Below are 24,852 nucleotides of genomic sequence, written 5' to 3'. Positions count from 1 at the left end.
GTTAGTCTAAATTAACTTTAAGAATCCAGGCTTTTTCTAAATCTTCCATTTTACGATAACCCTGAAGGCGGCCGTAAAGCGCATCAGGATCCTGACTAAAATCGATATAGATGTAATGATAACCATTTGCCTGATTTACAAAATTCTTGGGCGCAAAGCCCAAATTTTCCATCTTAAGTGCCCATTTAGAAGCATTTTTAGCGTTTGAAAATACGTGATTAACCACATAATAGCCTTCCGGTTGCCCTTCTACCCTAATAGAAGCAGCACTGAGCATATCCTGAAGAGCAGGGTCCCGGTTTTCGGTTTTTTTAGGCTGGGTATCTGTAGCTACTTCATCTTCGCTAGTGCCGTCTTTTTCGTAAGCGACTAGCTCGGGAGTTTCGGGCGTAGGTTCTACCTCCTCTTGCGCAGGAAGCCGATCTTCCTTCCCTTCTAACACCACGCGCTGGTAAAAGTCTGAACTGATTTCGGTTTGAAAAGCAGTAAAAAACACAAACAGTCGGTCTTCTTCGGTCTTAAACCTTAAGGTTACCCCGGTCGCATCATTGTCGATAAGGCTGTTGTTTGCATTAGGTATTTGAAGCTTCGCCAGATCAAAACCCAGCGTATTATTGCTTGCGGGATTGCGGGCGAGGTATTTTCGGTCATCAAAAGTGATGCTGCTGTTGAAGAAATTGTTTGCATAACGCACCTGCGTTTTAAGCGGAACGTACTCCTTATTTTTTTCGCCGTAAACAAATACCGCATCTTTAGCCAGCATCAGATCGCCCTCTAAAGCTGCCAGAGTGAGCGAGGCCTTTACTTCTCCGGTTTCGGGCACTCTAAAATTTGAGAAGCGAAGCTCCTCGGGTTCATTAAGACTGATGTATCTAAATCCCTGATAGTTGGCCATATACTGCAACGGGGCTTCGGGCTGTTCATAAACCAGATACAGCATCCAGCCTGCAGAACTCCCGCCAAACATAATGCCCTCGAGAGCCGTAACGTTTGCAAGGGTATAAGTCCCTGAACCTGCTTTTTTGGAGGTGAGTAAATCGGTAATATCGCTGTAGCAGACGTAGGGAGCTGCATTTTTCAGGTCGGTATTGGGATCGAGAACCCCGTCGTAAACCAGCTCGCCCTGCACCTCGGTATAAGCCGCACTGCCGGGCAATTTGAGTCGTACGAGATCAAAAGCACGATCTCTCTTCTTTTTAATGTCATAAACCATTCGGTCGTTACGCACTTTCTGTTTTCCTTCGGCTCCGGGATAAGTCGCAGCCCAGTAAAGACCGGCATATACAATTTTTGCATCAGCGGGTAGATCCAGATTCGCACTGCTTGAGCTGAAGGTATCTGAATCGTCATCTATATCAACGTATTGCATTTCTGTGCGGTCGTTGAGCGATTTGGGTTTATTGTTTACCCGTGTGGGATGATCGCTCAGGATTGAATTACCTATCACCCGGGTATCCCCGTTGATGTAGAACTCTTTTACTTTTTGAAATGAAACGCCGCCCTGACTAAACACAGTCCCTGAGGCTCCTAAAAAAACTAAAAACAGAAACATCTTGCGCATACCAAAAAGATTAAGGTTTGGGTAAAAATAGGAATAAGCCGAAGTTACAAATAAGATGCAATTTCTAAAGCTGGTAACACTTTAAAAAGAAAGTGTTTTCTATCGAAAATGTATTAATCTTTAGACTTTCCGGCGACTACAATGACGATTTCACCCTTGGGAGGTTTGTTTTCGTAATGCTTTAAAACCTCAGCTGCGGTACCGCGTAGGGTCTCCTCATGAAGTTTTGAAATTTCCCGCGAAACGGAAACTTTTCGCTCTGCGCCAAAAAACTCCACCATATTATTGAGCGTCTTCAACAACTTGTGCGGACTTTCGTAGAAAATCATGGTTCGGTCTTCTTCTGCGAGGATTTGAAAACGTGTTTGCCTGCCTTTCTTTACCGGCAAAAAGCCTTCAAAAACAAACTTATCATTGGGCAGACCGCTGTTTACGAGGGCCGGAACAAAAGCCGTAGCTCCGGGCAGGCAATCTACCTCAAGACCGGCTTCTACACAGGCCCGGGTCAATAAAAAACCGGGGTCTGAGATCGCCGGAGTACCGGCATCACTGATTAAAGCAATGGTTTGTCCGTTTTTAATGCGATCTACCAGGCCTTCAACCGTCTTATGCTCGTTGTGCATATGATGCGAATGCATCTGGGTCGTGATCTCAAAATGCTTGAGCAATTTACCGCTGGTACGGGTATCTTCGGCGAGAATAAGGTCTGCTTCCTGCAACACCTTAATCGCTCTAAAGGTCATATCGTCCAGATTGCCAATGGGCGTGGGTACAAGATAGAGTTTACCCATAATGATTAGTCAAATTTGCGGGCAACCAGCTCTTTAAAGCGGGCTTCGTAGACTTCTTTACCTTCCCAATAGTTATAATCGGGTTTTACCATCTGGTCGATAAGATTAAACGCTTCTTCCTGAGCGTTTGCCGTGTTAAGCTGAGATAACACGCGATTGTAATCTGCCGTACTGCCGTTAAATAAATGCTTGATAAAGGCTATGCGATCGTTTAAGCCAAATGAAAGTCCGCGTGTGCCGCGGTCATTTAGGGTTTTGGGCTTGTCTGCAGCAGGCTTTTCCTGTTCCTCAAACTCAGCCAGACGGCCATACTCGCCAATATCATCCTTATCGTTTTTTATAGGTTGCGATTGTGCGGTTATCTGCTGAAACATATGTTCAATAGCATCAGCTTCGGGAGGCATCTGCGCGACGATGTCTTTTATTTTTTCCATCACCGGCTCGTGTAAAGAAGCCTGATTGATTTTTTCTTCGGGCTCTGCAGATTTAGATTCTGTTTTAAAAGAAGCAGGCACCTCTTCAGATTTGCGCAGGCGTTCAAAGAGTTCCTGATTTTGTGCGGCAATACGTGCAATACGCTCCAGATCGCTTTCTTCGGATTTTGGCTGAAGCGTGGGTTGAATTTCGGGTGTTTCTGCTACAGGCCCCTTAGGTTTAGGAGCAACCTCAGCTTTTGGTTCTTCAGGTTTTACGATCTCCGGTTCTTCTGAAGATTCATAGATCGCCTCAACATACGCCATCACCGCAAGAGCTTCATAAATTTTCTGAGCTTTTAATTTTAATGCCGTGTAATCGCTATCGGAATCAAGGTTTAAAATCTGGTTTGCAAGATGCTCCAGGTCAGATTTTAATTTCTTCTTCATAAGTTTTTAGTTTGCTCTGTTTATTGCCGGGCGTTTTTAATAAATTTGCTCAGCCCTCAAAATAGCGCGGCTTTGCCCTTTAAGAGGTTGAAAAGTACAAAATGTTTCTCGAAAATACCGTAAATCATAAAGAGCAATTTGGATGGATCGAAGTGATCTGCGGTTCTATGTTCTCAGGAAAAACCGAAGAACTCATCCGCCGTTTAAAGCGTGCCAAGTTTGCCAAACAAAAGGTCGAAATCTTTAAACCGGCTATAGACACGCGGTATGATGACGAACTGGTAATCTCTCACGACGCAAATGAGATCCGGTCTACACCGGTTCCTGCCGCGGCTAATATTCCCATTCTGGCTGACGGTTGTGATGTGGTAGGTATCGACGAAGCTCAGTTTTTTGATAATGAAATCGTGAAAGTCTGTAACGATCTGGCCAACCGCGGTGTTCGCGTCATTGTTGCCGGTCTTGATATGGATTTTAAAGGAAATCCTTTTGGCCCTATGCCCGCTTTGATGGCCACAGCCGAATACGTAACCAAAGTACACGCGGTCTGCACCCGTACCGGAAATCTGGCGCAATTCAGCTACCGCAAAGCAGCAAGCGATAATCTGGTTTTGCTGGGCGAGACGGAGGAATACGAACCTCTAAGTCGCGCAGCCTACTATAAGGCGATGCTTCGCGAACGCCTTAAAACCCTGAATGTTCAGGATCCTGAAGAAGTTAAAACCCCTAAGAAAAAAGAATAAAAATAGATGTCACATACCGTTCTTGAAATAGACCTTAACGCGCTTGCACACAACTACAACTACCTGAGGTCTAAATTAAGACCTGGGGTAAAAATGCTGGCTGTTGTTAAGGCTTATGCCTACGGAAGTGAGTCGGTCGCCATAGCAAAAAAGCTGGACAAGCTGGGTGTTGATTATTTCGCCGTCGCTTATGCTTCTGAAGGAATAACGCTGCGGGAAGCCGGTATAGAAACCCCGATTCTGGTTTTACATCCCCAAATTGAAAGTTTTGCTTCAATCATTGAACACTGCCTGGAACCCAGTATGTATAGCTTCCGGGTACTGAAGGCTTTTATTGAGCTTGCTGAAGCTCAAAACCTCAAGGATTATCCGGTTCACATTAAATTCAACACCGGCTTAAACCGTTTGGGCTTTAAAGATGTTAATGAGTCTGAAATCCTTCAGTATTTAAAAGAAACCGAAGCGATAAAAGTAAAATCACTCTTTTCGCATCTGGTGGCCAGCGAAGATTTAAACGAAAAGCGATTTACGCTGCAACAAATTGAAGCCTTTAAAGCCAATGCAGCTCATATGACCGAAGGTTTGGGCTACAAACCCTGGTTACACCAAAGCAATACTTCGGCAATTATCAACTATCCTGAAGCCCAATTTGATATGGTGCGCAGCGGGATTGGTCTGTACGGTTACGGCAACACCCCTGAAGAAGATCTTCAATTAAAACCGGTTGCCACCTTAAAAACCATCATTTCCCAAATTCATAATATCGCGGTGGGTGAAACTGTAGGTTATAACCGTGCACATACCGCTGCCCGCAAAGAGCGCACGGCGACCCTGCCTTTGGGACACGCTGACGGTATTTCACGCGCTTATGGTAAAGGTCGCGGCTATGTGATGATCAACGGAAAACAAGCTCCTATCATAGGAAATGTATGTATGGACATGATCATGGTTAACGTGACCAAAATTGATTGCAAGGAAGGTGATGAGGTAATTGTTTTTGGGAAGGATGCTTCGGCAGTTGCACTTTCTGCACGTATCAAAAGTATCCCGTACGAATTGATCACTGCGGTATCGCAACGGGTTGCCCGAAAAATTATTGATGAGACCGCAAAAGAATCTTAACTTTTTTGGGAATTTAATTATATTAGACCACATTAACCTTAAACAAACTAAATCATGGGATTTTTAAAAGATTTTAAAGCCTTTTTAATGAAAGGCGACATCGTTGCATTGGCAACTGCGGTAATCATTGGCGGTGCCTTCAATAAAATAGTAGGCTCACTGGTAGCTGATGTTATTATGCCCGTAATAGGCGTATTAATGGGCGGTAAAAACGTAAACAACCTGTTTTTCTCACTTGATGGTGGCGAGTACGAAACGGTTGAAGCTGCTGTTGAAGCAGGAGGTGCAATTATGACCTACGGTAATTTTTTACAGGCAGTTATCGATTTTATCATTATAGGTTTTGTGATTTTCTGGCTTTTAAAGGGCTATGAAAAAACCAAGAAAAAGGAAGAAGCTAAACCTGCTGCTCCAAAAGGCCCAACTCAGGAAGAACTACTTATTGAGATTCGTGACGAATTGAGAAAGAAATAAACTACCTCTTTACAAGCCCATCAGGCATTCGTTAGGAACAAATTTGTAATTTAGAGGCAAGCATCGAGATATTATACCCTTTGACGGTGCCAATAAAGATAAACGTGCCAAAAGGCACAGACCGCTGCACTGCAGAATTTGTTTAACTAAACCCCCGAAGTCTTCGGGGGTTCTTTTTTGTTAAATATTAAACAAATTGTTTTTAAAACATACAAAATGTCACTTTTAAAACAAATGTGTACAATTTTAGGAAGAAGGGCTGCATTTTAATAAAGTGTTGCTACTTTTGGCGCCCTAATACAAGCTTAATTAATTATGAAAGTAGCTGTTGTAGGCGCTACCGGGATGGTAGGCCATGTGATGTTGCAGGTTTTAGCAGAACGCAACTTCCCCGTAACCGAATTAATACCTGTTGCCAGTGAGCGCTCTGTAGGTAAAACTGTTACCTATAAAGGTAAAGACTATACCATCAGCTCGATGGAAGATGCTATTGCAGCAAGACCTGATATTGCCATCTTTTCAGCCGGTGGAGGTACTTCTTTAGAATTTGCGCCGAAGTTTGCCGCTGTTGGTACTACCGTGGTTGACAACTCTTCAGCCTGGAGAATGGATCCTGATAAAAAACTCGTGGTTCCTGAAATTAATGCTTCAAGCCTTACAAGCGAAGATAAGATCATTGCAAACCCCAACTGCTCTACCATTCAGATGGTTTTGGCACTGGCTCCCCTGCATAAAAAATACAAAATCAAGCGTCTGGTAATTTCAACCTACCAGTCTATCACTGGTACCGGTGTTAAGGCCGTGCAGCAGCTTGAAAACGAGTATAAGGGCGAAAAAGGTGAAATGGCGTACCACTACCCCATTCACCGCAACGCGATCCCGGCTTGTGATGTGTTTACCGAAAATGGGTACACCAAAGAAGAGATGAAACTCGTAAACGAAACCCAGAAAATTCTTGGTGATAAAACCATCGCAGTTACCGCTACCGCAGTGCGTATCCCGGTAGTAGGTGGTCACTCTGAAGCGATCAACGTGCAGTTTGAAAACGACTTTGACCTTGCTGAAGTGCGTGAGTTACTTCAGGCTCAGGAAGGGGTAACGGTTCAGGACAATCCCGATACCAACACCTACCCGATGCCTATTTATGCCGAAGGTAAAAACGATGTATTCGTAGGCCGTATTCGTCGTGATTATTCACAACCCAACACTTTAAATATGTGGGTGGTTGCCGATAATCTGCGTAAAGGTGCTGCTACAAACGCAGTACAAATCGCTGAATATCTGGCCGCTAAAGAATTGGTTTAAACCCAATACATTTTTAGAGAATAAATCAACCTCTGAAGCTTCGTGTTTCAGAGGTTTTTTAATTGAAGTATATTTGAAGGAATTTAATTTCCTTCAAATGAAAAAAATAGCTTATCTGGGCGCATTTACTGTACTCTTCAGCGCCTGCGAAAATCAAGAAAAAAAAGAATCTGATATGGCCATGACCTATCCTGAAACCAAAAAGGTAGACACCGTAGACACGTATTTCGGCACCGAAGTTCCTGACCCGTATCGCTGGCTCGAAGACGATCGCAGTACCGAGACCGAAGCCTGGGTAAAGGCTGAAAATGAAGTCACTCAAGCCTATTTGTCTAAAATTCCATTTAAAGACGCGATAAAAGAAAAACTTGAAAAAATCTGGAATTACGAGAAAATAGGTGCTCCCTTTAAAGAAGGCGATTACACCTACTATTATAAAAACGACGGACTCCAGAACCAGTATGTGATCTACCGCTATAAAACCGATGCAGATCCTTCAACTGCCGAAGTCTTTTTAGATCCCAATACGTTTTCGGAAGATGGCACAGTATCGCTGGGTGGACTTAGTTTTTCGGAAAATGGAAAACTGGCTGCTTACAGCATTTCAGAAGGCGGAAGCGACTGGCGTAAAGTTATGGTGATGGATGCTGAAACTAAGGAAATTACCGAAGATACCCTGGTAGACATCAAATTCAGCGGTATCTCATGGAGGGAAAATGAAGGCTTTTATTACTCCAGCTACGACAAGCCTGAAGGAAGCGAGCTCTCTGCAAAAACAGACCAGCATAAGGTATATTACCACAAGCTGAATACCCCGCAAAAAAATGACGAACTCATCTTCGGCGGCACACCCGAGCAAAAACACCGCTACATTGGTGCCGGCACAACTGAAGACAACAAATACCTCATCTTAAGCGCCAGCAATGCGACTTCAGGCAATAAACTGTTTATTAAAGATCTTAGTAAGCCCAATTCAGGTTTTGTAGCCATTGTTGATAACGAAGACACTAACACTTCGGTTATTGAAAACGTAGGTTCTAAACTATATATCGTTACCGATAAAGACGCACCTAATAACAAGATTGTCACCGTTGACGCTTCAAACCCAACTCCTGAAAATTGGGTAGATTTTATCCCGGAAACCGAAAACGTACTCTCCCCCTCAACCGGTGGCGGCTACTTTTTCACCGAATATATGGTTGACGCCGTTTCGCAGATCAAGCAATACGATTATGACGGAAAATTAGTGCGTGAAGTAGAACTTCCCGGTATAGGTAGCGCTGGTGGTTTTGGGGCGAAAAAAGACGAAAAAGAACTGTACTACAGCTTTACCAATTATACGACTCCCGGAAGCATCTACACCTACGATATCGCTTCGGGTGCGTCTGAATTATTCCGCAAGCCGGCTATTAATTTCAATCCCGAAAATTACGAGAGCAAGCAGGTATTTTACACCTCAAAAGACGGTACCAAAGTACCGATGATCATCACCTTTAAGAAAGGTCTTGAACTCAATGGGAAAAACCCGACCATCCTGTATGGCTATGGTGGTTTTAATATTTCGCTTACGCCCTCTTTCAGCATTACCAATGCGATCTGGATGGAGCTGGGTGGCGTGTATGCCGTGCCTAACCTGCGCGGTGGCGGTGAGTACGGTAAAGAATGGCATGATGCCGGGACCAAAATGCAAAAGCAAAACGTATTTGACGACTTTATCGCTGCGGCAGAATACCTGATTGCCGAAAACTATACCTCTAGCGATTATCTGGCCATTCGCGGGGGTTCTAACGGCGGTTTGCTGGTTGGTGCCACAATGACCCAACGACCCGATTTGATGAAGGTAGCACTTCCCGCTGTTGGCGTGATGGATATGCTGCGCTATCATACGTTTACCGCCGGAGCCGGTTGGGCGTACGATTACGGTACCGCTGAAGACAGCAAGGAAATGTTTGAATACCTGAAAGGTTATTCACCCGTACATAATGTAAAAGCCGGGGTGAGCTATCCTGCAACGCTTGTCACTACCGGAGATCACGACGACCGTGTGGTACCGGCGCACAGCTTTAAATTTGCTGCCGAATTGCAGGAGAAACAGGCGGGAGACGTACCGGTTCTCATTCGCATAGAGACCGATGCAGGTCACGGAGCCGGTACACCGGTAAGCAAGCAAATTGAGCAAACGGCAGATATTTTTGCCTTCACGCTGTACAACATGGGCTTTAAGGTACTTCCCGAAGAAATTAAAGGCTAAGACCCCTAACCCCCAAAGGGAGGATAATCTGTTTTTAATAATTAAAACCACACAGGTTTCAGAAACCTGTGTGGTTTCTATAACTAGACGATGCTGCACGTAACAATTGATTCTTTTGCCTATGCCGAAAATCCGGTTTTAAACGATCTCGATTTTAAAATTGAAGAAGGACAGCATATTTCTATTTTGGGCGAAAGCGGGTGTGGAAAAAGCACCCTGCTTCAAATCATTTACGGCTTACTTCACGTAGAGCACGGAAGCATTTTCTGGAAAGATCAGGAACTTTTAGGTCCTAACTTCAATCTGGTTCCCGGCGAAGCTTTCATCAAATATCTGGCTCAGGATTTTGATCTGATGCCTTTTATTTCGGTGGCCGATAATATAGGCAAACACCTCTCGCGCCGCTTTATGCAGCAGCGCCAGGAGCGTATAGATGAATTGCTCGAGGTGGTAGATATGACGGCGTATGCAGACCAGCACGTAAAAAACCTAAGCGGTGGCCAAAAACAACGTGTTGCCCTGGCCCGTGCTATTGCCAAAGAACCCGAACTGCTCCTACTTGACGAACCCTTCAGCCATATTGATAATTTCAGGCGAAATGCTTTGCGGCGAAAGCTTTACGCGTATTTAAAAAAAGAAGGTATTACCTGTATCACCGCCACTCACGATAGTGAAGAAGCGCTTTCGTTTTCTGACGAAATTAAAATGATGCGCGAAGGTACTTTTATACAAACCGACACGCCAGAAGCCTTATTCCAAAATCCAAAGGATGAATATGTAGCTTCGTTTTTTGGTGATGTCAACTCTTTAAAAATCGATGGCAAAATCCGGCTTTTGATGCCGCATCAACTTAGGTTTTCTCCATCTGAAACCGAATTTAAGACCACAGTAATGAAATCCTATTTTAAAGGAAGCTACTATCTGATTGAAGCTTTTTCTGACACTAAAGCGATTTATTTTAATCATAACACGAATCTAAAAGCAAATACAACGGTTTTTTTAAAATCTAAATAGCTCACACCTAATAGATAATTCAAATTATATTATTTTTAATATTTTAGTTATTGTTGAATAATATATATGGAGCTTATTTACAATTCAAAGTTTCTTAGCATTCATTTGGATGATGGAATTATGATTCAGGAATGGACTAAGGTCCAGCTCACTGAAGCAGATTTTAAAGAAGAACTGAAAAACTTTTTGGAGCTGTTTAAAACTTATAAGCCTCAAGGAGCCTTATGGATTTTAGACAATCTTGATTTAGAAATTTCTGAAAGCCTGTATAAATGGGTTGAAGAAAATATTCTGAAAGCCTTGTATCAGGCAGGTCTGCGCAAACTCCCATCTACAGTACCCAAAGAAAAATTGATTTATTTATCAATCATCAACTCTGTTCAGAATGTGGGACTCGTTTTAAAACCAAACTTTTTCTCCTCCAGACAAGAAGCTCTAAATTCTATTAAACATCCCAGGAGCTCAGAAAATAACGCCTTTAACTATCAGGTTAACGAGTCTAAACAAAGCGGTGAGATTATTTTGGAAATGGATTACGACCAGCTGCCCAAAGTGATCAAACACCTTGATAAGCTCAACAATGAATTGAAATTTAATGAAACGAATCAAAGCTATTTTGACCAACTAAGTTTCAGGGAAGTTGAAATTTTTAAAAGTATTGCTCAGGGTAAATCAAACAGGGATATCGCAGAAAATTTATGCCTTTCTGAAAGCACCATTGCTACACATCGCAAATCAATAATCAAGAAGTTGAACGTCAAATCTGTAAAGGACTGGCAACATTATGCCGATGCGTTTCTGTAAAGATTAGTTTTTGACTAAACCGGCAAGCTTCTTCCCCAACAGGCTACCTATAGCTATACCCATTCCGCCCAGGCGCACACCGCAAAATACGTTAGCTGACAGGGGTTCTAAGACAGGCTGCTTTTGATCGCCAACCCCAAGAATACCACTCCAGCGGTGCTCGATCTCAAAACGTCTTCCGGGTAAAATTGTCTCTGCAAGTACCCGTTCTAAATACTGCTGAATTTGTGTTGTTGTCCCAAAAGAATCGGTTTGCTCGCCTTTGAAGTCCAGATTACGGCCTCCTCCCAGTAAAATGCGATCGTCTATGGTTCTAAAATAGGTATAGCCTTCATCCAGATGGTACGTTCCGGTCAGGTTTAAATTTTTAATGGGGCCGGTAATCAATACCTGATTGCGGGCGGGTTGTACTCTTGAAATTCCTAATTTTTGTGCGAAACCATTTGTGGCTATAAACAATTTTTGGGTTTTGAATTCGGCTAGAGACGACTTTAGCACAACCCAATCGCCAAGATCATTATAATCTTCTACCGTGCAGTTGTTAAGTATTTGAATAGTATTGTGTTGTGCCAAATCTACAAGCGCCCGCATCATGTTGCCGGTGTCGAGTTCGCCCTCTTCTTTGTTAAACAACAGTTTCGGCTGAATGTTTTTGAAGTTTTGTGCATTGGGTTTTATGCTGAAAATCGTGTCATTAAAGAGCGGCTGCAGTAAGCGGTTAACGCGCTCTACCGAATCTAAACAGGTTTCATACAAATCCTGCTGACTCTGGAAAAACAGTTCATAACCCCCGTTTTTTTTAAAACCTAGTGCCTGCCCTCCCACTCGGTTTTTAAGCACTTCAAGCCCTTTTACGCGCATTTCTACGAGATTGAGGAGTTCGTCTTCGGTATGTGTTTTAAGATCTGCCAGAAGTTCTGAAACGCTCCCGAAGCAGGCAAAGCCCGCATTTTTGGTACTGGCGCCCTGAGGCATCGCACAGCGCTCTAAAATGAGTATTTTGGCTTTGGGATACATTTCACGAAGTTCTAGTGCGCAACTTAAGCCGGTAATACCGCTGCCCACAATGGTAAAATCTACGTTAGTAAACCAGGTTTTATATTCCCAATAGGAAAGTGCCACGCAATTCGTTTTTCTGGATTCTATTCAAAGATAGGTTAAACCGGTAAAGCCTTTAAGAACTTCAGTTGCTTCTGCTTTACGAGATAGCCTGCGTTAGGGATTGAGCGGTTTGTTTGAGCTCTTCTGCCCCATACGGGCAGAAAGCGAGCCGTGAAAGCCCGACCCCGCCTTATCGCGGGGTAACGCCCTTAAAAAAAGAAAACCCCAAACTTAAGGTTTGAGGTTGTTCTTCTGCTTGATTTTTTATCTATTCTTCTTCCGGAGCGTTCATTACAAAATCGTTCATAAACGCGGTGGTGTAATTGCCTGCTATATAATCGGGATGATCCATCAACTGGCGATGGAAAGGGATAGTGGTTTTGATACCTTCTATCACAAACTCATCTAGGGCACGCTTCATTTTATTGATAGCCTCTTCACGACTTTGAGCCGTGGTAATAAGTTTGGCGATCATCGAGTCGTAGTTAGGCACAATAGAATAGCCGCTATATACGTGCGTGTCTATACGTACCCCGTGACCGCCCGGCGCGTGCAGGTTTGTAATTTTACCCGGAGACGGTCTGAAGTTGTTATATGGATCTTCAGCATTGATACGGCACTCGATAGAATGCAATTGTGGATAGTAGTTTTTACCTGAAATGGCTACACCCGCAGCTACCAATATTTGCTCGCGAATCAAATCGTAATCAACTACCTGCTCTGTGATGGGATGCTCTACCTGAATACGGGTATTCATCTCCATAAAGTAGAAGTTGCGGTGTTTGTCTACCAAAAATTCTACGGTACCGGCGCCTTCATATTTAATGAATTCGGCAGCACGTACAGCAGCATCTCCCATTTTTTCGCGAAGTTCATCGGTCATAAAGGGTGAAGGCGTTTCTTCGGTAAGTTTTTGATGGCGGCGTTGTATAGAGCAGTCACGCTCTGAAAGGTGACAGGCTTTACCGTTGCTGTCGCCTACTATTTGAATTTCAATGTGGCGGGGCTCTTCGATGAGCTTTTCCATATACATGGCGTCGTTGCCAAATGCCGCGGCAGATTCCTGACGGGCAGAATCCCATGCCTTTTGAAGGTCTTCTTCCTTCCAAACGGCACGCATACCTTTACCTCCACCTCCGGCAGAAGCTTTAAGCATCACCGGATAGCCGGTTTCTTTAGCTACGCGCTTGCATTCTTCAAAGTCTTTAATAATGCCATCACTTCCCGGAACACAGGGAACCCCGGCTGCTTTCATGGTAGCTTTTGCCGTGGCTTTATCTCCCATTTTGGCAATCATATCTGGCGAAGCACCAATAAATTTCACTCCGTGCTCTTCACAAATTCTCGAAAACTTGGCATTTTCTGAAAGGAAACCGTATCCCGGATGTATGGCGTCTGCATTGGTAATCTCTGCAGCAGCCATAATATTTGACATTTTGAGATAAGACTCGCTACTGGGTGCAGGACCTATACAAACGGCCTCATCTGCAAAACGTACGTGCAGACTTTCGGCATCTGCAGTAGAGTACACTGCTACAGTTTTTATGCCCATCTCTTTACAGGTTCTGATTACGCGTAATGCGATTTCTCCCCTGTTTGCTATAAGTATCTTTTTAAACATATCTCTGGTACATTAATGGCAATGCAATTTGCCTGAAGCGTTTTCGACTTGTTGCCGCTAGAGACTGCTTCTGGGAAGCAATCGGGCTGCAATCAATTAAGCCGGGTCAACCAGGAATAATGGTTGGTCAAATTCAACAGGCGAAGAATCGTCAACAAGAATTTTAACGATCTTACCTTTTACTTCACTTTCTATTTCATTGAAAAGTTTCATCGCCTCAATTACACAAAGCACATCACCTTCTTTTATTGAAGATCCTACTTCAACGAAAACAGGCTTATCTGGAGCCGGCTTACGGTAGAATGTACCAATGATTGGCGACTTCACCGTGATGTATTTGTCACTCTTATCTGCAGGTTTTTCGGCTGCCTCGGCTGCCGGAGCTGCCTGGGTTGCTGCTGCCGGTTGTGCTACAGGAGCAGCTTGTTGAGGCATAGCGTTGCCCATCATAGGCACCTGCTGTACAATTGTAGTCTCACCCTTACCTTCTTCGGTTGTTTTGATGGTGATTTTAAAATCATCCATCTCAAGCTTCACCTCACTTGCACCAGACTTGGCAACAAACTTGATAAGGTTTTGAATTTCTTTTAAATCCATAATGAATAAACGTTAGTTAGATTAAAAATTAAGCATTGTAGGCCCATTTCAGGTAGATGGAGCCCCAGGTAAAACCGCCACCAAAAGCGGCGAATATTAGATTGTCCCCTTTTTTAAACTGCTTCTCAAAGTCGCTCAAAAGCAGGGGTAGTGTGGCAGATGTGGTGTTCCCGTACCGCTGTATATTCATAAGCACCTTGCTGTCATCAAGCTGCATACGTCTGGCAGTAGCATCTATAATGCGTTTATTAGCCTGGTGTGCTACAAGCCAATTAACGTCATCGTGAGACAAATTGTTGCGCTGCATAATAAGCTCGCTTACATCGGCCATATTAGAAACGGCAAATTTAAAAACAGTTTTTCCGTCCTGATAAACGTAATGTTTTTTATTAGCCACAGTTTCTTCGGAAGCAGGCATTAAAGACCCACCGGCTTCTATACGCAAAAAGTCTCTTCCTATACCATCTGATCTCAGATACTCATCCTGAAGTCCCAAACCTTCTTCATTGGGTTCAAATAAAGCTGCGCCGGCCCCGTCACCAAAAATGATACAGGTCGTACGATCTGTATAATCAATAATTGAAGACATTTTATCTGCTCCTATTAAAAGCACTTTTTTATATCTGCCGGAAGCCACATAGGCCGAAGCTGTAGACATCCCGTATAAAAAGCTGGAGCATGCTGCCTGTAAATCGTATGAAAATGCGTTTGTGGCACCAATGGAGGTGGCAACATAGGCAGCTGTAGAGGCTACCGGAAGATCTGGAGTTGCGGTGGCCATAATGACCATATCAATTTCTGAAGGGTCAATACCGCTTTTTGCAATTAAATCTTCGGCTGCTTTTATACCTAAAAAAGAAGTTCCTTTAGAAGGGTCTTTTAAAATGCGGCGTTCTTTTATTCCTGTTCTGGTCGTGATCCATTCATCATTGGTCTCAACCATTGTTTCCAAAATTTCGTTGGTAAGCACATATTCTGGCACATAAGCGCCAACAGCAGTTATGGCTGCAGTGATTTTACTCATATAAATCTGGTTTCTGCGAAAAAATAGCGTTTTCGCGTAAAAATGGAAGGAAAAGTACTAAAAATCGATTAATTAGCGTCGATAATTAACTTTTTTTGGTACTCCTCAAAAATAAAAAAACTCCCGAAAAATCGGGAGTTTGTTTGGTTTTACAAGCTGCCGTTAAGCCACTTCCTCGTTAGAAGTCGCGTCTATTACAACCTGCCCTCTGTAATACAATTTACCTTCGTGCCAGTGTGCGCGGTGGTAAAGGTGTGCTTCACCAGTAGTGGCGTCTACACCAATTTTAGGCATTGCAGCTTTATAATGCGTTCTTCTCTTATCTCTTCTGGTTTTCGAGGTTTTTCTCTTAGGATGTGCCATTACCGTATTCTATTTATCTGTTAAAAAATCTTTTAGTTTATCCCAACGGGGATCTGTTTCCTTAGGTGTCTGAGTTTCCGGCTCTTCAACCTCCTTATTTTTAATACTTAATTCTTCAAGTTTATCAAGTATGTCTGACTCCAGGCTGCCGTCCTCAACTCCGGGATGCACCCGTTTTAAGGGCATCGCCAAAACAATGAGCTCATAAATGTACTGGGCGATATTTACCTCGTAATCACCATGAGGCAAAATTAAAATATCATCGATCTCGTCATTATACTCCTGCCCAAACTTTACCACAAGCTTATACGAAGCTTCAATGGGGTGGTCATACGGCTCGTTTGTAAGATCACAATTTACATTTACAAAACCCTGAGCATCAAAATAAAATTCCATCAATGTGGACTTTTTACTTAGGATTACCTTTAAATCTACGTCTATAGAATTAAAGTCATCATACTCAAAATGCTCAAAGAACGTGTTATCAATTTTATATTGAAAATCGTGCTCCCCTTGTTTTAAACCAACAAACTGGATGGTATACGTTTTCAAATGCTTCATTACCTTCTCTTTCCTAATTCAAATCTTTCCGCAAAAGGCGGGTGCAAAGATATAAATTTTTATTTAGCTGTTAATTAAGTGTGGATAAATTTTTTATCTACCTTTCTTTCTGGCGTGAACGCCCGCCCGGTTGCTTCTTACGGGGTTGTTTTTTGAGGACGTTTTGGGTTAATTCGGCGTATTCTTCCCTTTTTTTGTAAATATCCAACGCCATAAATACCGCTTCTTTAAAGGAGCCTGTGTCTGCAACTCCCTTTCCTGCAATCTCAAAAGCAGTGCCGTGATCTGGGGAAGTGCGCACTTTATTAAGTCCGGCAGTATAGTTTACCCCTTTACCAAAAGCCAGGGTTTTAAACGGTATAAGCCCCTGATCGTGATAAGCTGCAATTATCGCATCAAAGTTTTTATAATTTCCGCTACCGAAAAAACTATCTGCGGCATAAGGCCCGTAAGTGATTTTACCTTTTGATCTAAGCTCGGCAAGTGTAGGAATCAAAACTGTATCATCTTCCTTACCTATGACCCCGTTGTCCCCGACGTGCGGGTTTATTCCTAAAAAGGCAATTTTTGGCCGTTCTACTCCAAAATCCTGAATAAGACTCTGGTGGATGGTTTCAAATTTCTTTTTAATAAGGTCTGCTGTAATGCTAAGGGAAATATCACTTACCGGAACATGATCGGTAAGAAGGCCCACCTTGAGATGTTCACTCACCATAAACATAAGGCTGTTTCCCTCCAGTTCCTGGTTCAGGTAATCGGTATGACCGGGAAATTTAAAATCTTCAGCCTGAATAGATGCTTTATTGATGGGTGCCGTTACCAATACATCAACGTCTCCATTTTTTAAGCCTTCAACCGCTGCTTTAAGCGACTTGATAGCGTAGGCACCGGCTTCCGGATCTTCCTTTCCAAAATTAATCGAAGGGTTTTCGTTCCACACATTCACCACATTTATTTTACCGTCGATGGCCTGTGAGGCATGTTTGATCCCCTGAAAGTTAAGATCCAGTTCAAAATGCTTTAGAATATAGGTTACGGTTTTTGCTGAAGCAAAAATAACCGGTGTACACAAATCGAGCATAAGCGCGTCCTCAAGAGTTCGCATCACAATCTCCCCTCCAATACCGTTTAAATCTCCTATGCTGATTCCTAATTTTATACTTTGTTCTTTCATAGTAAACCCCTTTTTGGTTTTCCTTTGTAATAGAATTGTAAAAGTAGTTAAGTAAATAACCACAGTACACATTCCAATTCATTTTATTTAAACCCTATTTTAAGTAAATCTTCAAAAACCAAACTCATGTTTACCGGAATTATAGAAAACCTCGGAATTGTCAAAAAGCTTAAGCCTGAGAATGGCAATCTTCATATAAGCGTTCAAAGCAAACTTAGTGCGGAGCTTAAAGTTGATCAGAGCGTTGCGCACAATGGAGTGTGCCTCACCGTAGTTGATCTTCACGAAGATATGTACACGGTTACCGCTATTGACGAAACTTTAAAGAAATCCAACCTGAGCACCCTCAAGGAAGGCGATTCAGTAAATCTGGAACGTGCAATGATATTGGGTTCCCGCCTGGACGGACATATCGTACAGGGTCACGTAGATCAAACGGCGACTTGCATTGCTATCAAAGAAGAGGATGGGAGCTGGCTTTTTACTTTTGAATATGATCCCAAGTTACAAAATGTGACTATAGAAAAGGGTTCTATCACCATTAATGGAGTAAGCCTTACGGTCGTAAACTCAAAAATCAATGAATTTAGCGTAGCCATTATTCCGTATACCTATGAGCATACCACCTTTAAAACCTTTAAAAAAGGAACTCTGGTAAATCTGGAATTTGACGTTATTGGAAAATATGTTAAGCGTCTTCTGGAAATTCGCGCTTAATATTTTCACTAAAACCCAGCAGGTAAACTCCTAGAACCAGACCAACCGGTATGAGTAAAGGAATGTAATCGTCGATAGGGACTGGTTCTCCTACAGGAGGAGGAGGTCCTGGTCCTGGTCCTGACGGAGGAGGTGGTTCCTGAGCAAAAGCCATGGCAGCATATAAAAATGCGAACAACAGAAGTAGGGTATTTCTGATTTTCATAGCTGTTTGAAGTGGGACATTCTAATTACTCGCGACGAAAATACTAAAAGTTATTAACTTTCGTAGCATATTTTATGCATATAATCGAATAAATATTATTTTTCAAAGATATTTTTATTGGCAATATCGTATTCTAATCGGATGATTTCCCTTAATTTAGCCCTATTTTCGGGAAAATCAAGATAAACCAAGTAGCTTAATTCCTACTTGTTGATAATTTTCCCTAATAACGAGAACAGCAAAAAGCCTACTAAAAGTAAGGCTTTTGATTCTTCTGTTTACACTAAAATACATAAGACAAGCAAAACAAAGACGGCAAAAGCATTTTTGGATAGCGTAGACCGTTTTTAGAAGACCATAAGAGAAAAATTCAACTACTATTTTATCTCTGGAATAAAAAAACCCTTATAAACGAATTGTTTATAAGGGTTTAATGTGGTCCCACCTGGGCTCGAACCAGGGACCACCTGATTATGAGTCAGGTGCTCTAACCAACTGAGCTATAGGACCGGCTTTTAAGGTGTATTACATCTTAAAGCGGGCGCAAAAATAGTATTAATTTTCATTTAGCGCAAGGTTTTCATTTTTCTTCTGCCATTACTCCCGATCCTGGCACAATTCAATCAAGACCCCTTTGGTGCTTTTAGGATGTAAAAACGCAACCCATTTGTCATCTGCCCCGGCTTTAGGCTCTTCGTTAATCAGCTCAAAACCTTCAGCTTTCAATCGCTTCAATTCGGCTTTAATATCTGTCACCGCATAAGCTATATGATGCACTCCTTCTCCCCGCTTCTCTAGGAATTTAGCTATGGCACTGTCTTTATTTGTAGCCTCAAGCAATTCAATCTTACTCGCTCCCATTTTGAAAAAAGAGGTATTCACCCCTTCCGAATCAACCCGCTCAGTTTTATAAGGAGGTATACCAAATAACTTTTCATAAAGAGCATTGGCCTCATCCAGGTTTTTAACTGCAATCCCGATGTGTTCTATTTTTTCCATTACTTAAAACTACGGCATTTTCTTTAGTTACACGAGGCTGAGATAGTCTTACAAGAATATATAGAACCTGAAATCAGCCGGTAGCTGCAGCAGATTAAAAATATGGGACAATTTAGAAATTAGGAGTTTTACCTACGTCATTAAAACCAGGCCGTGCAACCTACAATTTTCAATTCGCCGCTCAATTATCGCCAAATAGAAGACTTACAAGCACCCTACTACTAATACCTGCTGCCTGAAAAATATGACTTCGCGATCCCGCACGTAAACGTCATGCAATTTTATTGATGTATTTTTGCCTCTATGGAAACAAACAGACAAAAGAAAGTAGCCGGTGTTTTGCAGCGCGATCTGGTAGACGTGCTTCAAAAAGCATTGATGCAGGCCGGTGTTAAAAATATCATCGTGTCGGTAAGCAAAGTCAACGTAACTACCGATTTGTCACAGGCAAAAGTATACATGAGTATATTTCCTCATGCAGAAGCTACAGCAATGCTTAAAGAAGTCAATGCGGTTAAGCCTTTTATCAAGCACGAAATTGCACAGCGTACGCGCCACCAATTGCGCCGTATGCCCGAACTGCAATTTTATGTAGACGATTCTTTGGAGTACATTGACGGTATAGACAAATCGCTGAAAGGAACCGAAGATCCTATAGAAAATCCCGATTTACTGCCTCGTCGCAAAAAATCTTAATCCTATCTTGAAGTTTTCAGTATTTATCGCAAAACGTTACCTGTTTACTAAAAGCAGTAATAATGCTATAAATATAATCACCCTTATTTCTGCTTTGAGCATTGTGGCCGGTTCGGCTGCTTTGTTTATTGTGCTTTCCGGATTTTCAGGGCTGAAAGATTTCAGCCTCTCGTTTTCTTCCCTTTTTGATCCCGATATAAAAGTGATTCCTGCGCAGGGAAAAACCATCACTTTTGATGAAAAAACCATTGAAGCCCTTCAAAATAGCGAAAGTGTAGCCGATTTTACCAAAATTATTGAAGAGCGTGCTTTTTTAGAATTTAGGGGGAAAAACCACATCGCCTATATTAAAGGTATAGATGAAAAATACCTCAAGGTCAACCCTATCGATAGTACATTACTTTATGGAAACTGGTTATCGCAGGATGAACCCTTAGCTGTTATCGGTTTCGGAATTTCGAGAATTCTCTCCCTTGGGGTTAACAATTACACCGATTTGCTGCGCGTTATGGTCCCCAGGCCCGGCAGCGGTCAGATCACCGATCCTACTCAGGCCTTTAACAGTTCGCAGCTTGTGGTTTCTGATATTTTTCAGATAAATGAAGAACTCGATCAAAAGTATATTTTTGTCAACTTTAACTATGCGCAGCAGTTGCTCAACTATCCGGATACCACGTTAAGTGCCCTCGAAATACGCTTAAATCCCGGAATAAATCCTATCTCAGCACAACAGGAAATCCAAAGCCTTTTTGGTGATCGCGCCGAGGTCAAGACCCGTTTTCAGCTGAACGATAAGCTCTATAAAATGCTTAATGCCGAAAATCTGGCGGTGTATCTCATTTTTACTTTAGTCCTGATCATTGCATTATTTAATCTTGTGGGAAGCATCATCATGATCATCATCGACAAGAAATCGAACATCAAAACCATGCATAGTATGGGTGCTTCGCTGAAAGAAATCAAGAAAATCTTCTTCCTTCAGGGAGCGATGATGACGGTATTTGGAGGTTTGCTGGGTCTGGTTATAGGCGCACTCGTGGTTGCGGCTCAATTGCTTTTTGAACTCAAAATGATCACCCCCACACTGCCCTATCCTATGCAATTTACAGTTATGAATTTCTTAGCAGTATTTCTTACAATAAGTATTCTTGGGATTCTCGCCTCCTATCTCGCTTCTTCAACCATCAGACCGAAGCTGCTGGAAGATTAGATCACTGCCTAATAGGTAAAGTAAACTACTTTGGTACAATCCTAAGAAAAACCCAAAGGAAACAAAGCTTTGATTTCAAAGGAGTTCTAATTACACACTCTGGCTGAGCCAATCAAAGTCTGCAAAGTGTTCCTCTACCTCATCAAATGCAGCAAAAACATCTGCTGCATCGTCGCTGGTTACCATTTTCATACGATAAGGCTTAAAATCTGGAATACCCTTGAAATAGTTGGTATAATGCCTGCGTGTTTCAAACACCCCGAGTTTCTCACCCTTCCAGTCAATAGCCATTTTGAGATGTCTGCGTGCCGCATCTACCCGTTCCTGCAAGGTAGGCGGAGCCATATGCTCGCCCGTTTTAAAGAAGTGTTTGACTTCTCTAAAAAACCAGGGATAGCCTATACTCGCCCGGCCAATCATGGCGCCGTCAAGTCCGTACTCATCACGCATCTCCACAGCACGCTCGGGAGTATCAACATCGCCATTGCCAAAAACCGGAATATGCATGCGCGGATTGTTCTTTACTTCTGCAATAGGCCGCCAGTCGGCACTACCTTTATACATCTGGGCGCGGGTTCTTCCGTGGATGGAAATCGCCTTACAGCCCACATCCTGCAAACGTTCTGCTACCTCAACAATTTTAATGGAGTCGTGATCCCAGCCTAAACGGGTTTTTACCGTAATGGGCAGGTTGGTATGCTTCACCATCGCTTCGGTGAGCGAAACCATCAAATCTATATCTTTTAAAATACCGGCTCCGGCGCCTTTAGAAACCACCTTTTTTACCGGACAGCCAAAGTTGATATCAATAATATCGGGCTTTGAAGCTTCAACAATTTCAACACTTTGCAGCATAGATTCCAGGTTTGCACCAAAAATCTGGATACCCACCGGGCGTTCCTTCTCATAAATATCAAGCTTCATCACGCTCTTTGCTGCATCGCGTATAAGGCCCTCGCTCGAGATAAACTCGGTAAATACTACATCTGCACCCTGCTCTTTACACAATGCGCGAAAAGGCGGATCACTCACATCTTCCATAGGTGCCAAAAGCAACGGAAAGTCTCCTACATCTATATCTCCTATTTTTGCCAAAGCTTTGAATTTTAAGTCGGTATCGTTGAGATTGCTCTCAAGGATACCATTTCTGGATTACCGCGCAAAATTAAGCAATGTTTGGTAAAGTAGGTTAATGACGGTTCTGATTAGTAGATATCTAGTCTTTCCGCTCTAAACGGGTTTCTTCTTCAGCATTTACCGCTCTGCTGTTATCGCTGAGCTTAAAGTTTCCAAATTTATACCGAAGGCCTACCCGTATTTTTCGGGATTCGGGCATCGCAAAAAAAGAATTGTTTTGATTTAAATAACGTGACGTAAGCGGAATGTTATTCGTATTGAAAATATCTTCCGAACTCAGATTAAAAATAAGCCTTCCATCCAGAAAAGTCTTTTGAATGTCAATGTTTAAAGCATACTGCGGTCTGTCGTATTGATAGGAACCTGCTAAAATATTGGAGGTAAAAGTATTTACAAGAGTCGCGCTTAAGCCGGGTTCAATAACAAAATAATTTTGCGTCTGAACAAAAATCCCATTGATACCCTGATTATAATCTTGTGCTCCGCTCTCTAGTGCTTCAAACTCATTTTCCATTCTAAAAAATGATGTGTAAACACTCATCCACATCCAATTGGTCACAAATTCTGAATAGGTCACATCCAGGCTGTACTGCTGCTCATAATTGAGATTCGTGTTCAAACCTCTAATCGTCAGGTTTTCATTATCCTGAAAAGGCAAACTACTCATCGCATTATCTATACGATCCCAGTATAGACTGAAAATAAGTTTATTCTTAAATGTGTAATTAAACTCTACCCGGTTTGCAATTGCAGGCTGAATATTAGGATTTCCTTCCTGAAAGTTGTTTTCATTTAGAAAATACCGATACGGATTTAAACTTTGAAAACGGGGTCGATCAATCCTGCGACTGTAATTCAATCCAAAAGAATGGTTTTCTGAAGGATTATTCATCAAGTAAATGGTCGGGAAAAGCTCCAGATATTCCTGAGTATTTACAACTCCTAAGGTTCGTGAATTTCCATTAGCATCGGTATATTCTCCCCGTAAACCGGCCTGAAGACTCCAGGTCTCCCAATCTTTCGAAAAGCTGAAATACGACGCGTAAATACTTTCGGTGTAGTCAAAATTGTCATTTAGGATTGCATTGCCGGAGTTAATGTCCCCATTACCGTCAAAAAAATCCTGCCTGCTGTTTGAATTGATTCCCGAATATTTAGCCCCCGCTTCAAAAGCCCAGTTTCCTAAATTGCCGGTATAATCAAGCTGCCCGGTATAAATTTGTGAATCCTGAGTAGGAATGGTATTGAACGAATTTGCATTCAAAAGCTTGCCTTGCGGTGAAAAATAGCGCGTGGCTACCACCTGTGATTGATCGTTAGAATAGTCAATATAGTTGGCATTTGCAGTAAGTGTTGCCCCGTTTTCGCCCAGCTGCCTTTCGTAGTTAAGATTAAAGAGCAAATTATCATTTTGGTTTTCGAGCCTGCTTTGTGTAGTGTACAGTGAATCAAGCCGACCCTGCGGGTCGAAAATTTCGGTTCTTCCGCTGATGTCTGAATCAGCTTTTGGTGTGTGCAGCACATTGGCACTCAGACTCAGCATGTCTTTTTCGCTTAGCGTAAAATCTAAAATGGTATTGAAGCTGTGCGAAAACGTGCGTGTGTCTTTTAAAAAGAGATCATCCCAGGTTGCTTTAGTGCTTCCATTGGGATTAAAAAATTCGATAAAACCTTCATCGGTTTTAGTATCAAAGCGCGAGTTAAAAGTATAACCGGCATAGGCATTGAGCCAAACGGTTTTATAATAATGACTGCTACCTGCCGCATATTTGGGTAAAATTCCCACAGTTGCCGAAGCATCAACGCTTCCTTTATAGCCTATAGACAGATTTTTTGAAGTCACGATATTCAAAATCGCTCCGCCTTCTGCATCGTATTTGGCCGGTGGTGTGGTAATCACCTCAACCGATTTTACGTTTACCCCTGCAAAACCTTCCAGCAATTGCTGCAGCTCGTCATTGGTTAAATACACCTTGCGATCGTTGATGTAAACCTGCGCAGGGCGATTTCTAACCAAAATTGTTCCCTGATTGACAATGACTCCCGGAGTGCGTTTTAAAATATCAAAGGTTGTCCCGGAAGAAATCGCTGTGTTTTCCACATCAAAAATCAGACGATCCACCTTACGCTGTATAATCGGCCTGCGTGCAGTGACGGTAACCTCATTTAAAAACTGGGGGGATTCTTTAAGCACAAGAGCTTTTAAACTTAAGCTTTGCTGCAGTTCAAAAGGATCGCTGTAGGCGTCTTCATAGCCCACAAAACTGGCCTTAAGCAGGTAATTACCGGTAGTAAGATCTTCAAATTTAAACAGACCTTCTTCGTTGGTAACAAACCCACTCACAAAGGTAGAATCTGCGGCTTTTAAGAGCAAGACATTGGTGAATGGGACGGGGTTTTGTTCACTATTCTGAACAAGCCCATCAAGACTTAGACTTTGAGCTGATAGAAATAAGGGGGCGAAAACAAAGACGTTAAAGAGTAAAGTGGATCGCATAGATTTCAAATCTAATTTAATT

Annotated in this window: 23 protein-coding genes and 1 tRNA gene; 10 read left to right on the top strand and 14 right to left on the bottom strand. The window is 42.4% G+C overall.

Annotated features, from left to right (window positions below):
* Window position 1: 1 nt before the first annotated feature.
* The 3 genes from LLW17_RS05890 to LLW17_RS05880 form a co-directional block, all read right to left on the bottom strand.
* Entirely contained in the window at window positions 2-1,561 is a 1,560-nt protein-coding gene (locus tag LLW17_RS05890) for a hypothetical protein (protein WP_228229333.1), read from the bottom strand.
* A gap of 113 nt (window positions 1,562-1,674) precedes the next feature.
* A complete protein-coding gene (gene rsmI, locus LLW17_RS05885) occupies window positions 1,675-2,352 on the bottom strand; it encodes a 16S rRNA (cytidine(1402)-2'-O)-methyltransferase (protein ID WP_228229332.1) in 678 nt (225 codons plus the stop codon).
* A 5-nt stretch (window positions 2,353-2,357) separates the two neighbouring features.
* Entirely contained in the window at window positions 2,358-3,215 is an 858-nt protein-coding gene (locus LLW17_RS05880) for a DUF8457 domain-containing protein (protein ID WP_228229331.1), read from the bottom strand.
* A gap of 101 nt (window positions 3,216-3,316) precedes the next feature.
* Here LLW17_RS05880 and LLW17_RS05875 point away from each other — a divergent pair, with 101 nt between their 5' ends.
* The 7 genes from LLW17_RS05875 (at window position 3,317) to LLW17_RS05845 (ending at window position 10,928) form a co-directional block, all read left to right on the top strand.
* Complete coding sequence (locus tag LLW17_RS05875; RefSeq protein WP_228229330.1) at window positions 3,317-3,958, top strand: thymidine kinase; 642 nt, start codon at window positions 3,317-3,319, stop codon at window positions 3,956-3,958.
* A gap of 6 nt (window positions 3,959-3,964) precedes the next feature.
* A complete protein-coding gene (alr, locus tag LLW17_RS05870) occupies window positions 3,965-5,080 on the top strand; it encodes an alanine racemase (protein WP_228229329.1) in 1,116 nt (371 codons plus the stop codon).
* A gap of 54 nt (window positions 5,081-5,134) precedes the next feature.
* Window positions 5,135-5,554, top strand: a complete 420-nt coding sequence (gene mscL, locus LLW17_RS05865; RefSeq protein ID WP_228229328.1) for a large conductance mechanosensitive channel protein MscL — start codon at window positions 5,135-5,137, stop codon at window positions 5,552-5,554.
* 315 nt (window positions 5,555-5,869) lie between these two features.
* Window positions 5,870-6,859, top strand: a complete 990-nt coding sequence (locus LLW17_RS05860; RefSeq protein ID WP_228229327.1) for an aspartate-semialdehyde dehydrogenase — start codon at window positions 5,870-5,872, stop codon at window positions 6,857-6,859.
* A gap of 97 nt (window positions 6,860-6,956) precedes the next feature.
* On the top strand, window positions 6,957-9,110 hold the full coding sequence (locus LLW17_RS05855) for a prolyl oligopeptidase family serine peptidase (RefSeq protein WP_228229326.1): 2,154 nt from the start codon (window positions 6,957-6,959) through the stop codon (window positions 9,108-9,110).
* Between the two features lie 90 nt (window positions 9,111-9,200).
* The gene (locus LLW17_RS05850) at window positions 9,201-10,124 is read left to right on the top strand and encodes an ABC transporter ATP-binding protein (RefSeq protein WP_228229325.1); all 924 of its coding nucleotides are present in this window, start codon (window positions 9,201-9,203) and stop codon (window positions 10,122-10,124) included.
* A gap of 66 nt (window positions 10,125-10,190) precedes the next feature.
* Window positions 10,191-10,928, top strand: a complete 738-nt coding sequence (locus LLW17_RS05845; protein WP_228229324.1) for a response regulator transcription factor — start codon at window positions 10,191-10,193, stop codon at window positions 10,926-10,928.
* A gap of 3 nt (window positions 10,929-10,931) precedes the next feature.
* Here the strand turns inward: LLW17_RS05845 and LLW17_RS05840 are convergent, their stop codons facing one another.
* The 7 genes from LLW17_RS05840 to pdxA all read right to left on the bottom strand — a co-directional run bounded on the left by LLW17_RS05840 (window position 10,932) and on the right by pdxA (window position 17,369).
* Window positions 10,932-12,050 carry an NAD(P)/FAD-dependent oxidoreductase gene (locus LLW17_RS05840; protein WP_228229323.1) on the bottom strand — a complete coding sequence of 373 codons (1,119 nt, stop codon included), beginning with the start codon at window positions 12,048-12,050 and terminating at the stop codon, window positions 10,932-10,934.
* Between the two features lie 247 nt (window positions 12,051-12,297).
* Window positions 12,298-13,650 carry an acetyl-CoA carboxylase biotin carboxylase subunit gene (gene accC / locus LLW17_RS05835; RefSeq protein ID WP_228229322.1) on the bottom strand — a complete coding sequence of 451 codons (1,353 nt, stop codon included), beginning with the start codon at window positions 13,648-13,650 and terminating at the stop codon, window positions 12,298-12,300.
* A gap of 96 nt (window positions 13,651-13,746) precedes the next feature.
* A complete protein-coding gene (gene accB / locus LLW17_RS05830; RefSeq protein ID WP_228229321.1) occupies window positions 13,747-14,247 on the bottom strand; it encodes an acetyl-CoA carboxylase biotin carboxyl carrier protein in 501 nt (166 codons plus the stop codon).
* 28 nt (window positions 14,248-14,275) lie between these two features.
* Window positions 14,276-15,271, bottom strand: coding sequence for a beta-ketoacyl-ACP synthase III (locus LLW17_RS05825; RefSeq protein WP_228229320.1), 996 nt, complete (start codon window positions 15,269-15,271; stop codon window positions 14,276-14,278).
* A gap of 162 nt (window positions 15,272-15,433) precedes the next feature.
* A complete protein-coding gene (gene rpmF / locus LLW17_RS05820) occupies window positions 15,434-15,634 on the bottom strand; it encodes a 50S ribosomal protein L32 (protein WP_099644251.1) in 201 nt (66 codons plus the stop codon).
* Between the two features lie 9 nt (window positions 15,635-15,643).
* A complete protein-coding gene (locus LLW17_RS05815; RefSeq protein ID WP_228229319.1) occupies window positions 15,644-16,195 on the bottom strand; it encodes a YceD family protein in 552 nt (183 codons plus the stop codon).
* Between the two features lie 97 nt (window positions 16,196-16,292).
* Window positions 16,293-17,369 carry a 4-hydroxythreonine-4-phosphate dehydrogenase PdxA gene (pdxA, locus tag LLW17_RS05810; RefSeq protein ID WP_228229318.1) on the bottom strand — a complete coding sequence of 359 codons (1,077 nt, stop codon included), beginning with the start codon at window positions 17,367-17,369 and terminating at the stop codon, window positions 16,293-16,295.
* 126 nt (window positions 17,370-17,495) lie between these two features.
* Here pdxA and LLW17_RS05805 point away from each other — a divergent pair, with 126 nt between their 5' ends.
* The gene (locus tag LLW17_RS05805; RefSeq protein WP_228229317.1) at window positions 17,496-18,086 is read left to right on the top strand and encodes a riboflavin synthase; all 591 of its coding nucleotides are present in this window, start codon (window positions 17,496-17,498) and stop codon (window positions 18,084-18,086) included.
* Window positions 18,087-18,727: 641 nt separating this feature from the next.
* Here LLW17_RS05805 and LLW17_RS05800 read toward each other — a convergent pair.
* Window positions 18,728-18,801, bottom strand: a tRNA-Ile gene (locus LLW17_RS05800).
* 87 nt (window positions 18,802-18,888) lie between these two features.
* On the bottom strand, window positions 18,889-19,290 hold the full coding sequence (gene mce / locus LLW17_RS05795; protein ID WP_228229316.1) for a methylmalonyl-CoA epimerase: 402 nt from the start codon (window positions 19,288-19,290) through the stop codon (window positions 18,889-18,891).
* Between the two features lie 303 nt (window positions 19,291-19,593).
* On the opposite strand from mce, the gene rbfA reads away from it, so the two are divergent.
* Both rbfA and LLW17_RS05785 read left to right on the top strand, forming a co-directional pair.
* Entirely contained in the window at window positions 19,594-19,986 is a 393-nt protein-coding gene (rbfA, locus tag LLW17_RS05790; protein WP_228229315.1) for a 30S ribosome-binding factor RbfA, read from the top strand.
* 7 nt (window positions 19,987-19,993) lie between these two features.
* On the top strand, window positions 19,994-21,196 hold the full coding sequence (locus LLW17_RS05785) for an ABC transporter permease (RefSeq protein WP_228229314.1): 1,203 nt from the start codon (window positions 19,994-19,996) through the stop codon (window positions 21,194-21,196).
* Between the two features lie 90 nt (window positions 21,197-21,286).
* Here LLW17_RS05785 and dusB read toward each other — a convergent pair whose 3' ends face one another.
* Together dusB and LLW17_RS05775 are read right to left on the bottom strand one after the other, a co-directional pair.
* Complete coding sequence (dusB, locus tag LLW17_RS05780) at window positions 21,287-22,291, bottom strand: tRNA dihydrouridine synthase DusB (protein ID WP_228229313.1); 1,005 nt, start codon at window positions 22,289-22,291, stop codon at window positions 21,287-21,289.
* A gap of 121 nt (window positions 22,292-22,412) precedes the next feature.
* Window positions 22,413-24,830 (bottom strand): outer membrane beta-barrel family protein, encoded by a 2,418-nt coding sequence (locus LLW17_RS05775; protein ID WP_228229312.1) that lies wholly within the window; start codon window positions 24,828-24,830, stop codon window positions 22,413-22,415.
* Window positions 24,831-24,852 lie beyond the last annotated feature (22 nt).

Source organism: Leeuwenhoekiella parthenopeia (assembly GCF_020782115.1).
GTDB classification, from domain to species: Bacteria; Bacteroidota; Bacteroidia; order Flavobacteriales; family Flavobacteriaceae; genus Leeuwenhoekiella; species Leeuwenhoekiella parthenopeia.
This window is presented reverse-complemented; position numbering and strand designations above follow the sequence as displayed.

Bases quoted from the DNA above. Each gene is read 5' to 3' on its own strand.
- LLW17_RS05860 (WP_228229327.1), top strand. From the start codon at position 5,870: ATGAAAGTAGCTGTTGTAGGCGCTACCGGGATGGTAGGCCATGTGATG.
- accB (WP_228229321.1), bottom strand. From the start codon at position 14,247: ATGGATTTAAAAGAAATTCAAAACCTTATCAAGTTTGTTGCCAAGTCT.
- LLW17_RS05825 (WP_228229320.1), bottom strand. From the start codon at position 15,271: ATGAGTAAAATCACTGCAGCCATAACTGCTGTTGGCGCTTATGTGCCA.
- rbfA (WP_228229315.1), top strand. From the start codon at position 19,594: ATGGAAACAAACAGACAAAAGAAAGTAGCCGGTGTTTTGCAGCGCGAT.
- LLW17_RS05845 (WP_228229324.1), top strand. From the start codon at position 10,191: ATGGAGCTTATTTACAATTCAAAGTTTCTTAGCATTCATTTGGATGAT.
- LLW17_RS05850 (WP_228229325.1), top strand. From the start codon at position 9,201: ATGCTGCACGTAACAATTGATTCTTTTGCCTATGCCGAAAATCCGGTT.
- rpmF (WP_099644251.1), bottom strand. From the start codon at position 15,634: ATGGCACATCCTAAGAGAAAAACCTCGAAAACCAGAAGAGATAAGAGA.
- LLW17_RS05775 (WP_228229312.1), bottom strand. From the start codon at position 24,830: ATGCGATCCACTTTACTCTTTAACGTCTTTGTTTTCGCCCCCTTATTT.
- LLW17_RS05890 (WP_228229333.1), bottom strand. From the start codon at position 1,561: ATGCGCAAGATGTTTCTGTTTTTAGTTTTTTTAGGAGCCTCAGGGACT.
- pdxA (WP_228229318.1), bottom strand. From the start codon at position 17,369: ATGAAAGAACAAAGTATAAAATTAGGAATCAGCATAGGAGATTTAAAC.
- LLW17_RS05855 (WP_228229326.1), top strand. From the start codon at position 6,957: ATGAAAAAAATAGCTTATCTGGGCGCATTTACTGTACTCTTCAGCGCC.
- LLW17_RS05875 (WP_228229330.1), top strand. From the start codon at position 3,317: ATGTTTCTCGAAAATACCGTAAATCATAAAGAGCAATTTGGATGGATC.
- alr (WP_228229329.1), top strand. From the start codon at position 3,965: ATGTCACATACCGTTCTTGAAATAGACCTTAACGCGCTTGCACACAAC.
- mce (WP_228229316.1), bottom strand. From the start codon at position 19,290: ATGGAAAAAATAGAACACATCGGGATTGCAGTTAAAAACCTGGATGAG.
- LLW17_RS05815 (WP_228229319.1), bottom strand. From the start codon at position 16,195: ATGAAGCATTTGAAAACGTATACCATCCAGTTTGTTGGTTTAAAACAA.
- LLW17_RS05880 (WP_228229331.1), bottom strand. From the start codon at position 3,215: ATGAAGAAGAAATTAAAATCTGACCTGGAGCATCTTGCAAACCAGATT.
- accC (WP_228229322.1), bottom strand. From the start codon at position 13,650: ATGTTTAAAAAGATACTTATAGCAAACAGGGGAGAAATCGCATTACGC.
- rsmI (WP_228229332.1), bottom strand. From the start codon at position 2,352: ATGGGTAAACTCTATCTTGTACCCACGCCCATTGGCAATCTGGACGAT.
- LLW17_RS05805 (WP_228229317.1), top strand. From the start codon at position 17,496: ATGTTTACCGGAATTATAGAAAACCTCGGAATTGTCAAAAAGCTTAAG.
- mscL (WP_228229328.1), top strand. From the start codon at position 5,135: ATGGGATTTTTAAAAGATTTTAAAGCCTTTTTAATGAAAGGCGACATC.